Source organism: Hippea maritima DSM 10411 (genome assembly GCF_000194135.1).
Classification (GTDB): Bacteria; Campylobacterota_A; Desulfurellia; order Desulfurellales; family Hippeaceae; genus Hippea; species Hippea maritima.
Genome location: NC_015318.1, coordinates 403,835 through 417,634, shown reverse-complemented (window position 1 = coordinate 417,634; position 13,800 = coordinate 403,835). Strand labels below are relative to the sequence as shown.

General features: G+C 34.4%; 12 protein-coding genes, 3 tRNA genes and 1 pseudogene. 9 read left to right on the top strand and 7 right to left on the bottom strand.

Features of this window, described 5'->3' with window-relative positions:
• Positions 1-7: 7 nt before the first annotated feature.
• The 3 genes from HIPMA_RS02140 to bioA all read right to left on the bottom strand — a co-directional run bounded on the left by HIPMA_RS02140 (position 8) and on the right by bioA (position 2,658).
• Positions 8-643 (bottom strand): N-glycosylase/DNA lyase, encoded by a 636-nt coding sequence (locus HIPMA_RS02140; protein ID WP_013681427.1) that lies wholly within the window; start codon positions 641-643, stop codon positions 8-10.
• Between the two features lie 76 nt (positions 644-719).
• Positions 720-1,328, bottom strand: a complete 609-nt coding sequence (bioD, locus tag HIPMA_RS02135) for a dethiobiotin synthase (RefSeq protein WP_013681426.1) — start codon at positions 1,326-1,328, stop codon at positions 720-722.
• The gene (gene bioA / locus HIPMA_RS02130) at positions 1,321-2,658 is read right to left on the bottom strand and encodes an adenosylmethionine--8-amino-7-oxononanoate transaminase (RefSeq protein WP_013681425.1); all 1,338 of its coding nucleotides are present in this window, start codon (positions 2,656-2,658) and stop codon (positions 1,321-1,323) included. The genes bioD and bioA overlap by 8 nt, the downstream gene beginning before the upstream one ends.
• Positions 2,659-2,754: 96 nt before the next feature.
• Here bioA and bioB point away from each other — a divergent pair, with 96 nt between their 5' ends.
• From bioB to HIPMA_RS02085, 9 genes are all read left to right on the top strand, one after another.
• Positions 2,755-3,714: a biotin synthase BioB gene (gene bioB, locus HIPMA_RS02125; RefSeq protein ID WP_013681424.1), complete on the top strand. Its 960-nt coding sequence runs from the start codon at positions 2,755-2,757 to the stop codon at positions 3,712-3,714.
• Positions 3,711-4,871 (top strand): 8-amino-7-oxononanoate synthase, encoded by a 1,161-nt coding sequence (gene bioF, locus HIPMA_RS02120; RefSeq protein WP_013681423.1) that lies wholly within the window; start codon positions 3,711-3,713, stop codon positions 4,869-4,871. The genes bioB and bioF overlap by 4 nt, the downstream gene beginning before the upstream one ends.
• A complete protein-coding gene (locus tag HIPMA_RS02115; RefSeq protein WP_013681422.1) occupies positions 4,868-5,464 on the top strand; it encodes an alpha/beta fold hydrolase in 597 nt (198 codons plus the stop codon). Before bioF ends, HIPMA_RS02115 begins: the two co-directional genes overlap by 4 nt.
• On the top strand, positions 5,436-6,200 hold the full coding sequence (locus HIPMA_RS02110) for a methyltransferase domain-containing protein (RefSeq protein ID WP_013681421.1): 765 nt from the start codon (positions 5,436-5,438) through the stop codon (positions 6,198-6,200). The genes HIPMA_RS02115 and HIPMA_RS02110 overlap by 29 nt, the downstream gene beginning before the upstream one ends.
• A gap of 68 nt (positions 6,201-6,268) precedes the next feature.
• Positions 6,269-6,343 (top strand) — tRNA-Val (locus HIPMA_RS02105).
• A 64-nt stretch (positions 6,344-6,407) separates the two neighbouring features.
• Positions 6,408-6,484 (top strand) — tRNA-Arg (locus HIPMA_RS02100).
• A 496-nt stretch (positions 6,485-6,980) separates the two neighbouring features.
• The gene (locus HIPMA_RS02095) at positions 6,981-8,729 is read left to right on the top strand and encodes an IS1634 family transposase (RefSeq protein ID WP_013681420.1); all 1,749 of its coding nucleotides are present in this window, start codon (positions 6,981-6,983) and stop codon (positions 8,727-8,729) included.
• A 397-nt stretch (positions 8,730-9,126) separates the two neighbouring features.
• Positions 9,127-10,284, top strand: coding sequence for a TRM11 family SAM-dependent methyltransferase (locus HIPMA_RS02090; RefSeq protein ID WP_218915359.1), 1,158 nt, complete (start codon positions 9,127-9,129; stop codon positions 10,282-10,284).
• Positions 10,285-10,286: 2 nt separating this feature from the next.
• On the top strand, positions 10,287-11,423 hold the full coding sequence (locus HIPMA_RS02085; RefSeq protein ID WP_013681418.1) for a PDDEXK family nuclease: 1,137 nt from the start codon (positions 10,287-10,289) through the stop codon (positions 11,421-11,423).
• A gap of 321 nt (positions 11,424-11,744) precedes the next feature.
• Here HIPMA_RS02085 and HIPMA_RS02080 read toward each other — a convergent pair whose 3' ends face one another.
• From HIPMA_RS02080 to HIPMA_RS02065, 4 genes and pseudogenes are all read right to left on the bottom strand, one after another.
• Complete coding sequence (locus HIPMA_RS02080; protein ID WP_013681417.1) at positions 11,745-11,951, bottom strand: helix-turn-helix domain-containing protein; 207 nt, start codon at positions 11,949-11,951, stop codon at positions 11,745-11,747.
• 242 nt (positions 11,952-12,193) lie between these two features.
• Positions 12,194-12,269, bottom strand: a tRNA-Asn gene (locus HIPMA_RS02075).
• Between the two features lie 143 nt (positions 12,270-12,412).
• A pseudogene (locus HIPMA_RS09040) lies at positions 12,413-13,225 on the bottom strand (helix-turn-helix domain-containing protein); the annotation flags it as partial.
• A complete protein-coding gene (locus tag HIPMA_RS02065; protein ID WP_013681416.1) occupies positions 13,218-13,454 on the bottom strand; it encodes a hypothetical protein in 237 nt (78 codons plus the stop codon). The gene HIPMA_RS02065 and the pseudogene HIPMA_RS09040, both read right to left, overlap by 8 nt.
• Positions 13,455-13,800 lie beyond the last annotated feature (346 nt).

The window sequence follows — 13,800 nt, the reverse complement described above, 5'->3', positions numbered from 1 at the left end:
CTGCCTCCTATTTAAATATCCTATTTGTCTGAATCTGCCATAAAACAAAGTCCAGATGAGCTAAAGGTATATTAATTCTATTGGATAACTCCCTCATCTTTTCCTCCAACACAAGATACCTATCTGGTGTAATTGTTTTCGGAATAGCATCTATTAAGCCCACGCTTAAAAGCGCCCTTAAGATATGCCTGTCTAATATTGAAAGCTCTTCTCCTTTCCCTATGTTTCTCAAGAAGTGACTTGATTCTTTATACCCCATTCCCTTAACATTGTCAACTAACCACTTTCGTGCCTCTTTTTGAGAGCTAAATTTAGACAGTTTAGACTTCAAAGTAATCTTACCCTTTTCTACAAACTTCTCTAATGCCTCCTTTACATACCTTGCCTTATTCACTCTAAACCTAACACCTCTAAACCTCTCAGCTAACTCATCTTCATCACAATCAAGCAATTTTCCTTCTGCTTCCAAATCCTCGATTATCTGCCAAGCCTTTTCGGCCTTTGATTGTGGAGTTAAAAGACAGAATAGTAACTCCTCTAAAATTCTCTCATCAGAATCCATCCAAACCATTTTAAATTCTAAAAGTTTCTTCTCTATTTGGGGTTTTAGCTTCTCATGAACCTCAAAAATCGTCTTAAGCATTACTACCTCAATTTTTATTAATTGCTAAATATTATATTTAAACTTTCTTGGATGTCAAGAAAAAATAATTACTTTTTTACATAAGCTCATAAAGCCACTCTATCTTGTCTTTAAATCTACAACACACCCTATTTTCGCTAAACCAATTTATAAGCTCTATATTCTTTTGTTGTATATTCGACTCAAAAAAATCGTTCATGGCAAAGCAGCAATCGATTCCTTCTTTTTTAGCCAGATAATCCACCAACAAAGCATCATTTATACAACCAAGTCTATGTGGTATCACTATAACATTATATTCCACTTTTAGCAGTTTAGAAAGATGGAAATTTAAAAGTCTTTTGTCCACAGGAGAGCAAATTCCGCCTGCTGTTTCAATAACCAAAAAATCGTAATTATCAAACCTGCCCAAAACTCTATCTATTTCATCAATCGGTATACTCTCAAAAATGGCAGCCGGTGCTACAGGTTTGTGTTCTTTTAGGATACAAAAAGCATCTTCTTCGGATAAGCCCGTTATATTTCTTACATATTTTGAATCATCATCGTTTGGATAGCCTGTCTGTATAGGTTTTATATATGCTATTTTATAGCCCTTACCTTTTAATTCATCGGATAAGAGTGCAGAAAAAACTGTTTTGCCTACTCCGGTATTAGAGCCGAAAATCATAATCCTTCTACTCACCTAATACCTCCACAACACTATCAAATGCAATGTTAACCAATTCATCAATCTGCTTTTTTGTTATTACATAGGGAGGCATAAAGTAGATTACATCACCTAAATTTCTTAAAAGTGCGCCCTTTTTAAGTGCATTTCTGTAAATTTTAAAACCCAAACGCTCCTTCCAATTAAATGGCTCTTTGGTGATTTTGTCCTTAACAAGCTCAACAGCCGTTATAAAACCGATAGACCTTACCTCACCGCAGTATTTATAGTTTGAGAATTTCTCGATAACCCTATTTTTTAGGCGATCCTGTTTGGACCTGTTTTTATTTAGCAAATCATCCTCTTCAAATATATCTAACACCTCAGACGCCAAGGCACACCCAAGAGGATTTCCTGTATAACTATGTGAATGAAGAAATGCTTTTAACGACACATAATCTCCATAGAAGGTATCATAGATTTCATCATTTGTCAAAACCACAGATAATGGCATATAACCACCTGTCAAACCCTTTGAAAGGCACATAAAATCGGGCGTAATTCCTGCATGCTCACAGGCAAACATCTTTCCCGTTCTTCCAAATCCCACCGCTATTTCATCAGCTATAAGGTGTATGTCAAGCTCTTGTGTTAAATCCCTTAGTTTTTTTAGATAAATAGGAGGATATATTTTAAATCCACCAGCACAATTAACAATAGGCTCAATCAAAACAGCGCTTATCGTGTCTTTATTCCTAACTAAAGCCTCTTCCATAAAACTAAAGCATTCAACATTACAGTTCTCCCTTGTTTTGCCAAATGGACACCTAAAACAATCTGGTCCTTTCACTTTTATATTTTCTATCATTATCTCTTTATACATCTGACTGTAAAGTTCTTCACCGCACACAGATAATGCGCCCAAAGTTTCACCATGATATCCACAATCTAAATACACAAACTTGTTTTTTATCTTGCCCTTATTTTTAAAATAGCCAAAACTCATTTTCATCGCCACTTCTATAGCACTTGAACCATTATCGGCAAAAAACACCTTACTTAGGCCTTTTGGGGCAATCCTCAAAAGCTTATCAGTCAATTTTAATGCCGGCTCATGGACAAAGTTTGCAAATATCACATGCTCAAGCCTATCAACCTGCCTTTTCAATGCCTCGTTTAATCTCTCATTGGAATGACCCAGAATATTAACCCACCATGAGGATATTGCATCTATATACCTATTACCCTTATCGTCATATAGATAAACCCCTTCGCCTTTTACTATTTTTATCAATGGATATTCTTCATGGTCTTTCATCTGGGTGCATGGATGCCAAATAAGATAATTTCTTGGATTAAACTTCATTGTTAACCTCCATAAATTTTAAAGTTAACTTTTTCTTGCAAAATAACACAATTTAATTTAAAATTCAACAAAAGATGTTTAATTTTAGGAGCAATTATGATTAACAAGTTAATAGAGAAAGCAATAAAAAAAGAGAGTTTGTCCAAAGATGAGTTATTCTTCTTGATTAAATATCCAAACCTCAACGAGATCTGTAAAGCTGCCTTAAGAATAAAAAATCATTTTTTTAAATCAATTGTAGAGTTTTGCTCAATTATCAACGCAAAAAGCGGAAAGTGTTCGGAAAACTGCAAATTTTGCGCTCAATCTTCACATTATAGAACAAACATTAAAGAGTACGACTTCATAGAAGTAAAAAACATATATGAACAAGCAAAGAAATTAAAAGCAAAAGGCGTTAAAAGATTTTCCATTGTTACAAGCGGAAAATCACCCTCCAAAAGAGATTTAGAGAAACTAGAAGAAGCAATAAAAATAGTGAAAAAATTAAATCTTCTACCGGATGTATCTATTGGCATAGTAGATAGAGAAACACTTTTAAGGCTAAAAAAAGCTGGACTTGAAGGGCTTCATCACAATTTAGAAACTGCAGAAAGTTTCTTTAAAAATATCTGCACGACACACGATTACAAAGAGGACATAGAAAGTATAAAAACGGCCGTAGATATTGGGCTTTATGTTTGTAGCGGTGGTATATTCGGTGTAGGTGAGAACTGGGAGCATAGAATTGAACTTGCAATGACTTTAAAAGAACTCAATGTACCATCCATACCAATAAACTTTTTAAACCCTATAAAATCTACTCCTCTTGAGAGTCAACCTATCTTAACAGAAGAAGAAGCATTAAGAATAGTAGCGATTTACAGATTCATCTTGCCTGATAAGCACATTCGTATTTGCGGTGGAAGAAACACTGTATTTAAACCAAAAAGTAAAAAGCGGGTTTTAAACTGCGGCGCATCTGGATTGATGGTTGGAGACTACCTAACCACAAAGGGCTTCAATGTAGATTCAGATTTAGAAGATATAAACAGTATAGGGTTAAGCTTGGTATGAGTTATGAGTCTTTTTTTGAAAATAAACTAAAAGAGTTAAAAAAAGATAATCTTTTGCGCTCGATTCCGCAAATAGATGCCGGTGCAGAAAAATATATAACAATCAACGCAAAAAAGTGCCTAAACCTATCATCGAATAATTATTTAGGTTTATCAAAAAATAAAAGGTTAATAGAAAAAGCAAAAGAGGGAATTTCAATATTTGGATGTTCATCATCCGCATCAAGAATAGTCACGGGTAACTACTCCTTATACGATGAACTTGAACTAGAAATTGCCAACTTTAAAGGATACCAGAAATGTATTGTCTTCGGGTGTGGTTATGTGACAAATGTTTCTGTAATTCCTGCCCTTTGTGATAAAGAGTGGACAATTTTTTCAGACAAGCTAAACCATGCAAGTATAATAGATGGTGCAAGATTATCCTTAGCAAAACACATAAGATACAAACATAACGATATAGACCATTTAGAAAAACTCATAAAAAAATGCCAAACGCCCAAAAAATTAATTGTTACAGATACCGTTTTTAGTATGGACGGTGATATTGCAAACCTAAGACAGATAGCAGCTATAGCAGACAAGTATGGTGCTTTGGTGATGGTAGATGAGGCACATGCAACAGGTATTTTTGGTCATGGAAGAGGAGTTGTGCATGAATTGGGCTTAGTTAAGCAAATTCATATTAATATGGGTACATTCAGCAAGGCTTTAGGCTCATACGGGGCTTATGTTTGCTCCTCAAAACTCATAATAGACTACCTAATAAACAAAGCAAGGGGGTTTATCTATTCAACAAGCCTTCCACCTTCTGTTATTGCCTCAAATCTTGAAGCTTTAAAACTCATAAAGAAAAATGATAAACTATCGAAAAGATTGCTTTCTATGTCGGAGAAACTTAGAAAAAGCCTAAAAGCAATGGGCTACGATATTCTAAATTCGCAAAGCCAGATTATACCAGTTATAATACCAAACAGAGAAAAACTATTCAGATTAAGAAATTTTCTTATAAGCAACGGGATTTATGCACCTGCAATCAGACTACCGACTGTTCCAAAAAACACGGACAGGTTAAGAATATCACTCCGGGCTGATATAACAGATAACGAATTAGATAAAATCATTGAAGTTTTTGGGCAAATGAGGCAATACCTGTGATTTTTGTATCGGGTTGGGCTGGATTTGACTATCTCTACCCGAACATATCCAAAAATTTTCCCTTTTTGGTTCCGTTTAATGGAAAGTGGGATGAAGAAAATATTGTTAAATATCTAAGAAAAAACCAGGAAGAGATTATCATAGGATGGTCAACCGGTGGGCATATAATGCTGAAACACATCGATAAGATAAAAGATAATTTCAGTCATATAATTCTTATTTCTCCGTTTAGATGTTTTATGGATTTTACCAATAAAAAGATTTTAGACATAATGATTGAAAACTTTAGAGTAAACCCTCAAATAGTATTAGAAGCATTTTTGAAAAAAGCTGGTGCAATCTACAAACCAATAGAATTCAATAAAGAATCTTTGCTAAAAGGTCTAGAATTCTTGAAATATTCAAGGATTCAAGAAACTCACAATCCAAGCAACCTTCACGTAGTTCATGGAAAAAAAGATAGGATAGTGCCATTTAAAGAAGCCTTTAGAATTACAGAAAAACCAATAATCCTGGATAACAAACCGCATTATTTAGATGAAAACACAATAAACCAAATCTGTTATGAAATCACAACTAAAAAAATCGTTTGACAAGGCTGCAACTACATACTGTCAAAATGCAAATATCCAAAGAATAGCAGCATTAAAACTTGTGCGCCTTATAGAAAAAGACTACTACGAAAATATTCTTGAGCTTGGTATAGGTGTTGGGCTTTTCACCGATTATTTAATAAAAAAGGTAAAATTCAAAAACTACACCGCTATTGATTTGTCTTTAAAATCCCTTCAAAAGGCCAAAGAAAGACTGAAAAGGATAAATTTTGTAAACGCAGATATAGAGTCATTGCCACTAACAAAAACGTTTAGTTTTGATTTAATGGTAGGATCAAGTGTATTGCAATGGCTACAAAATCCGCAAATTTCAATTCCCAGGCTATTTAATGAAACAAAATCAGGTTGTGAGGTTTATTTTTCCATTTTCATAAAGGGCACTTTTGCAGAAATGGAGCACATATACTCCCTAACCAATTTCGGTCATACATATAGTCTTAAAAGTGAAAATTTCTATAAAGAACTATTTACATCAATAAGGGGCTTCAGATGGCAATTCGAAAGGAAAGATTATACATTTTATTATAATTCGGTTGTGGATTTTCTAAAACAACATAAAAATACCGGTGCTACATACTCAAAGCGCTATAAAAGAGTAACAAAACAGGCTTATGTTAACTTCTGTAATCTCTATGAAGAAATCTTCAGTTCATCTTCTGGAAAAATACCTTCAACTTATTCAATCTTGTACGTAAAGGGAATTAAAAACAGCTAATACTCCAAAATACATAAGCCATAAATATAATTGACAAAGTCAAGCTTTTCTATTAATTTTTAAACAGAGGGCGGTTAGCTCAGCGGAAGAGCGCTTGCTTCACACGCAAGAGGTCACAGGTTCGACACCTGTACCGCCCACCATCTTTTAAAACTTGACAAAAAGAGGTAAATATTATAGAAGTTGCCTGCCTGTTATGGCATCTGTGCCCCGATAGCTCAGTAGGATAGAGCACAGGATTCCTAATCCTGGTGCCGCAGGTTCGAATCCTGCTCGGGGCACCATGAAAAGATTGAAATGAAACCAATCTCAGGATTTTCTGAGGTTGGTTTCATTAAAAGCTCTAAATGGCTCCCCTATTTAAATAGCTATTTCGAACTTATCAAGTGTTCTTCATACTTATCCACAAAAGATAAAAATCAGGGCAAATAAACCTTTTTCTTTCTATTATTCTGGAATGATGTAATCAACTCGAACCTGCCACAAAGAGGAAAAATTTTTTGAAAATATCTTTGATTATTTATTTTTATTTGGTATATTTTAGTTAAAAAAAGATTAACCGATAATAGAAGATCTTAGAAAATCATTATTATTTGAGAATAAAACGAAATGTTTAAAAAAAGTAAAATATAGGTTGCAAATAGTAACCCCCCTTTCCGCACCCAAACCTCTATTTTATTTGACCAAACCCAAATGCACAGAGTAAAAGAATGAAAAGGGTCTTAGAATAAACGGAACAGAAAATGCTTACATCTCCCTCTAAAAAGAGGGGGTATTTAAATGTTACAACAAAAAGCAGTTATCAAGAACATGGATCACTTAGGACTAATAGCTGGTATGATAGACGAACTAAAGATAGCAGAAACCATAGATGATGAAATACCATCATCAAGCAAATCAAAGAACCTAAGCTATGGCGAAGCAACAAAGGCAATGATCCTTAACGGTCTTGGTTATGTCAACAAGCAACTCTACCTAACTCCTCTCTTCTTCAAAGACAAACCACTAAAGAGATTATTCGGAAGGGATGTTGACTTCCCTTGGTTCAACGATGATGCACTTGGTAGAACATTAGATAAGCTCTTTGAATACGGCGTAAGTGAACTGTATGAAAAGATAGCAAGCAGGGCACTCAAAATACTGAACCTTACACCCTCTACCATACACTTAGACAGCACAAGCTTTCATCTTGACGGTAAGTATCCAAACCAAAAGACGAAAGAAGAAAAAGAAAAAGAAAAAGGAAAAGTAAAAGAAAGAAATGGAAAAGAAGAAAAGGGAAATAACAGTGAAGGAAAATGGGGAAAAGGAGGAAAAGAAGAAGAGTATGAGCCAACCCCAGTCTTTATCACCCAGGGATACAGCAGAGACCACCATCCAGAGCTCAATCAGGTGGTTTTAAATCTTATAGTAGAACACAAAGCAGGCATTCCCATATGGATGAAGCCTGCAGATGGTAATAAAATAGATACACAGGCATTTGCCAATATAGTAAAGGAGCATATTAACTCTTTAAAGAATGCTAATAATACAAAGACAAAGGTGATAGCCGATGCAGCCCTCTTTAGTTCTAAAACAATGGAAGAGTTTAAGAAAAACAACATGCTTTTCATCTCAAGGGTTCCATCGAAACTAAAACAGGCAAAAGAGATACTCAAAAACCACAATGAAGAGGAATTTATTCAGCTTGATGAGAACTATCAGGCTATCCAGTACACAGTAGATTATGAAGGAATGAAACAACAGTGGGTTTTATACAAAAGCAGTTATGCTAAATCAAGAGGGGACAAAACGATAAAGAAAGAGTATCAAGAAAAAGAAAAACAGGAAACAAAACTCATTGAGAAATTACAAAAGAGAGCATTTTTCTGTGAAGCTGATGCAAGAAAAGCATTTGAAGAAAAAACAAAGAAGTTAGAATGCATAATGATATCAGAGGCTAAACTCATATCAAAGCCCAAATACAAAACAAGAGGACGACCAAAACCAAATGCTAAACCAGACCACTATGAATACTACTGGATTATAGAGACCAAGCCAAATGAAGAATACCTAAAACAAAAACAGAACCAAAAGAGTGGCCTTTTTATCCTTGCAACCAATGATATGACACTGTCTGCCAAGGAACTGCTTGATGAGTATAAATCTCAACAGAGAATAGAAAGGGGCTTTAGGTTCTTAAAATCACCAGAGTTTTTAAGCGATGCCATGTTTCTAAAGAACCCAAAACGCATTGAAGCAATGCTTATGATAATGACACTCTCTTTGCTTGTCTATTCTGCCTTGGAATACAGAATAAGAAGTGAGCTTAAAAATCAAAACAAATCCTTTCCCAATCAACTTGGCAAACCCATTCAGAATCCCACTGCAAGATGGGTGTTTGAGAACTTCTTTGCTATACATCTACTCTTACTTAATGGGCAAGAGCAGATTGTTGGGTTGGAAAACAAGCATAGGCTGATATTGGAACTATTGGGTAGTAATTATATGGGGTTTTATGGTATAAATGGAGAAAGAGGTGCGGAATGAGGGGTAAAAGATACAAACTTAAAATTAACAACGGATAAGACCCTTAGTGGTAAAAATTTATCTGCCGAATTAGATATGGTAAAAAGAAAACTTGCAATTAACTATGGTGAATACATGTTTCTTCCATTTGAAGAAACAGAAAAGACAAAACACTTTAAGAAGATTATCAATGATATAATTGATTTTTTCAAGGAGAGATGTTGATGCCGCCGAGCCGAACTCTCCGCTTCGCTTCGGTGCTGACGCACTCGGACAACAAGAGGGTATCTGGCTACGGCTTACGCCTTCGCCCCAATCCTCGCCTATCGGCTCGGACTTCAGATACCCGCAACACGTTAAGTGAAATGCCCGCCGTCGCCTTGGGAAGATTTAAAAAGAAAGTAATTTCAATAACTTTATGGAGAGGTTAAAAATGCAGAAAAAGAAGCATATTCAAGAAACATTATTTAAAGAGAAAAGTCGAGCATTCTCAAATCGAAGCATTATAATTAACAAATCAAAATTCTTAGAAATTTTAGATAATTTAATTAGAATACAAAATATTCAAGAATTGAAGATAAAACTAAAAGAACTGAAATCAAATCTAACTTCTACAAATAAAGATAAAATTGGTATTTTAAATATTGACAAGAATGGCGATACAATTGAAATAAAATATAACTATTTAATAAATGAATTAACGCAGATTGAGGAGACACTTACTTTAGAAAGGACAAGATATTATATAAATAGATTAAAAAAAGCATTGACAGAGATTAAAACGAATAAGATAAATGATATAAATCTCAATAGATGGAAAGAATATGATGAAATAATTACAGACAGCTTATGGATATTTGATAAAAGAGATACTTCTGGAGCACACCATGCCTGGTATTGGGGCAATTTTATTCCTCAGATACCACATCAATTAATGTTAAGATATACTAAAAAAGGAGATTGGGTTTTAGATCCACTTGTTGGTTCTGGGACGACATTAATAGAATGTCGCAGGTTAGGTAGGAATGGTATTGGAATAGAGATAAACCCAGATGTGGTAGAAAAAGCAAAAAAATTGATAGAAAAAGAGCCGAACAGGTTTAATGTGACTACTGATATTATTACAGGGGATAGCACACAAATTGACTTAAAAAAAATTCTGGAAGAAAAAAATGTAAAAAAGATTCAGCTTGTCATTATACACCCACCATACCATGACATAATAAAATTTAGTAATAATCCAGACGATTTGTCAAATGCGAAAACAGTAGATAAGTTTTTGGAAATGTTTGGTAAAGTTTTAGATAATGTTCTACCGGTATTGGAAGAAGGACGATATTTAGGTATTGTGATAGGCGATAAATATTCTAAAGGAGAATGGATCCCATTAGGGTTTTATGTAATGAATGAAGTTTTAAAAAGAGAAAAATTTGTATTAAAGAGCATAATAGTGAAAAACTTTGAAGAAACAAGAGCAAAAAGGAATCAGAAAGAACTTTGGAGATATCGTGCTTTAGTAGGAGGATTTTATGTGTTTAAGCATGAGTATGTATTAATTTTTAAAAAGAGGGGATAACCATGGCAACAACACATGTATTTATTGTAGATACAACTACATTTAAATATCATTTAGAATATATGTTTGCTGGCACCGGTGCAAAAGAGCATAAAATAGATTTTAACAATAAAAAAAGCAGCTCTCTTAATCCTCAAACTGAAAACAACTTAGTAGGAATGATTGCTGATAGTCAAAGGGTTAGGACTGGTGATTACGCAATATTTTACTTGCAACAAAATTTTAGGGAGGGAATTAGAGAAGGTAAATTTTATGGTGTTTTCAAAGTAAAAGAAGCACCTTCATTTTTAGATAATAATGATAATAAACAATTCTTAAAATCAAGTTTAGGTAAATCTTTAACTTTTAGAACAATAATTGAACCACATCAAGTATATCCAGAAGGTGTTACTGAGTGGGAGGCCCTAGATGAAATAAAATACATTCATTCACCTAACCAGATGTTATGGAGTTTAATTTATCGTAAACTAAAAGGTAATCGCGGTAATACCATGATAACAATCTATGAAAGTGAAAGGTTGATAAATTTAATACGTAATAAAAATAACAGAAAAAGTATAAAAGGTCAGAGTTACACTTTTAATAAAATTACACAGAAAATAGAAGTTAGCACTAAATTTTTCAGTTATAACGGAAGAAAAGAAATTATAAATATTTTACCAAGATTAATTGAGAAATACTGTACAAAAAAACAGTTTGAAGTTCATCTTCAAGCTTATATACTGCAAAATTTAGAAAAACTTCCTATGTTCCTTAATCAGACAATAGAATGGATAGGAAATGAAGTGTCTTGTGGTGTTGGGATGCAAAGAATTGACATAATGCTTTCAATCAACGATCAAAATAGGAAAGTTGTTCCTATTGAACTAAAATCAGTTGAAGCTTATCCCGAAATAGTAACACAATTGCAAAGATATGTTGATTGGATTGAACAATATTATTTACCAAATCGTCCATCTGATATTGAGCCTATGATAATTTCGAGAGAAATAAAAGATAAAACAACACAAAACTATAAAGAACTTATCAAAGCATTTAAGACTTTTAATAGCAAAAATAGCATTTTACCTTTAAGATATATAGAATTCAGTATTGATTGCAATAAACAGAAAATATTATTCAAGGAGATAAAATATTGAAAACCAAGAACATAAAGCAACATTTAAACTTGTTAATAAATTTAGAAATATTAGTTGAATATTATTAAATTCAGGCGACGGCGGGCACTCTGCGGTGCTTCGCACCTTGCCCCTAACGGTGTCACTTAACAAGCGGGTATCTGGCTCCGTGCCTTTGGCACTCCGCCCAAATCCTCGCCTATCGGCTCGGACTTCAGATACCCACAAAACGTTATACAGAAATAATAATGTGGCGGAGAAGCCCGCATCTTCATAAATACCAAAAAGTTCCCCCGCCCTCAAACTTTCGGCTTTTAAGAAAGAATGCAAAGAGAAAAAAATTTATTTTTCTTTGTTGGAAACAATTTCTTTATTTCTTATTTCCTGCAACCACCTATCAATATCTTCCTTTATAAACCTCCATTGATTAGCAATTTTCACGGCGGGATTTTTTCTTCCCTTCCCCATTTTATAAGACAAAGATTTTCCTATTGTTAAATATTTTGCTGTCTCCTGATGGGTCATTATTTCTTCAAACCCTTCTATCAAAGGTTTAACTCTTTTTTAACCTGTCAGAGTTTACTACCTTTTAATATTGCATGATAAGGTATAGCAAATAAAAGCAAAAAATCAAATCCATTTTTAAAAAATTTTTCCTTTTTAGATCGGGGAAGGTAGGTTTGAACATTAATCCAGAATAGGTGAAAGAGAGAGTTTTATTTTTCCTGCCTTCTCCCTTGTGCGGGAAAGATGGAAGGAGACATTGAATGAGTTTGAAACAGCCATCAAAATGGCTCCCCCGGAGGGACTCGAACCCCCGACCCGGTGGTTAACAGCCACCTGCTCTACCGGCTGAGCTACAGGGGAGCAATGCTTGCGAAACTAAGTATATTCAAACCGAACAATTTGTCAAATTTTTTTGCAACAAATGAACCAGATAGGCCACACATACTTATCACCCTTATGATATCTTCCAGTAGTAAGGTTGGAAACCTTACTATATTCAAGGATTCATCGTCTTTTCTGTGTGAGTTTTCAACTATAGCCTGGAGGTGTTTTGCACCTGGTGGTATGGGTTTTAACTCTACATTCAGTTTTGAAAAGAATTCGTTGTATTCATCCAATTTTCTTCTGCTTGAGGATGCAAATTCAGAACCGTTGTCCAACCTTATGTTTATTTTTCCCCTTACATTGTGCAGCTTTAACCACAGTACGACAAAAAGGATAAAAGCAAATCCAAAGGATGCAGAAAGAGTATGGGAGTAAGCTGTAAATCTCATTCTCGTTTTTACATCTATTGCGTTCCATTCATATTTTGGCAGGTCGTATTTCTCTATGTGTCTATACACGCTCTTTGGTAGAGATGTTTCATCCAGTATGTGTTTTGTGTCTATCTGAAGGTGGCTAAAGGGCGTCAGGTGTTCATAATCATAAAGATGCCTTCTGTTTTTGTTTAGAGTCCTTATTTTCTTTTTCCTCACCCTGTTTCTCTTTAAAACCTTCTTTATTGTGTTTTCGCTTATCTCTATGGAGTATTTGTTCTTTAGGTAATAGCTTAGAAGCCTGTATCTGTACCCTGTGCTTTTTGCCTCTTCAACAATGAGTTTTTCAAGAGAACAGCCTATCTTTTTTCTTATGTTCTTTGGTCTTCTTGATAAGTCATTTAGTTCTCCATCCCTTGCCCTTCTCACTGTAGCCCTTGATATGCCAAGTATTCTTGCTGTTTTTGAGACATTGCCGTTGTTTTTCTCTAAAACCTTTCTGACCAAAATTCTTGCACTTGCAGGGTTTGATTTTCTCAAAGTGTGGTATATACTATCCATGATGCAGCCTCCATCCCTTTAGGAATTTTATGGGTCTTCCTATTATATTCAAATCCAGTGATTTGAATATGCAAAAGAGGATGTGGGCTGCATCAGCCCTTGAGAAAGAGAAAGATTTAACGGGCAGAAAACCTACTTTCAGGTTTTCTGCCCCTACTATCTTTCTTATTCTCTTCACTTCCATGTTGGTGCCTCCACTCTCTTTTCTATCATTCTCATTCTCAGACATAGATATTACCTCTATTTGCTTTAGGTGGTAAGTATGTTTGGACCTATCTGGTTAAATTAAAGAAAATTGTCTTGACAAATGGAGGCGGCATAAGTATATTTTTAATAAAGGGTTAAGGACATTAAAAGGAGTAAAAATGAAAAAAGTTGTTTTATTTTTTTATTATTATCTGTTTTTTTTGCATGGAACATTTCACATGCCAAGACAGCGCACTCTGAAAATTTCATATCAAAATCACCGGTAATTATTGCAGGTAACTACTCTGTAAACAGAATACAACTACAGAAAAGCAGTAATAAAAAAGACGGAACAGCATGCTACAATAACAATGAACGAGGAAGTGGTG

What these genes read in the sequence shown, in the direction of transcription:
- HIPMA_RS02090 (WP_218915359.1), top strand. Translation starts at nt 9,127, where the DNA reads ATGGAGAGGTTAAAAATGCAGAAAAAGAAGCATATTCAAGAAACATTA.
- HIPMA_RS02110 (WP_013681421.1), top strand. Translation starts at nt 5,436, where the DNA reads ATGAAATCACAACTAAAAAAATCGTTTGACAAGGCTGCAACTACATAC.
- bioF (WP_013681423.1), top strand. Translation starts at nt 3,711, where the DNA reads ATGAGTTATGAGTCTTTTTTTGAAAATAAACTAAAAGAGTTAAAAAAA.
- bioA (WP_013681425.1), bottom strand. Translation starts at nt 2,658, where the DNA reads ATGAAGTTTAATCCAAGAAATTATCTTATTTGGCATCCATGCACCCAG.
- HIPMA_RS02065 (WP_013681416.1), bottom strand. Translation starts at nt 13,454, where the DNA reads ATGTCTGAGAATGAGAATGATAGAAAAGAGAGTGGAGGCACCAACATG.
- HIPMA_RS02140 (WP_013681427.1), bottom strand. Translation starts at nt 643, where the DNA reads ATGCTTAAGACGATTTTTGAGGTTCATGAGAAGCTAAAACCCCAAATA.
- HIPMA_RS02085 (WP_013681418.1), top strand. Translation starts at nt 10,287, where the DNA reads ATGGCAACAACACATGTATTTATTGTAGATACAACTACATTTAAATAT.
- bioB (WP_013681424.1), top strand. Translation starts at nt 2,755, where the DNA reads ATGATTAACAAGTTAATAGAGAAAGCAATAAAAAAAGAGAGTTTGTCC.
- HIPMA_RS02095 (WP_013681420.1), top strand. Translation starts at nt 6,981, where the DNA reads ATGTTACAACAAAAAGCAGTTATCAAGAACATGGATCACTTAGGACTA.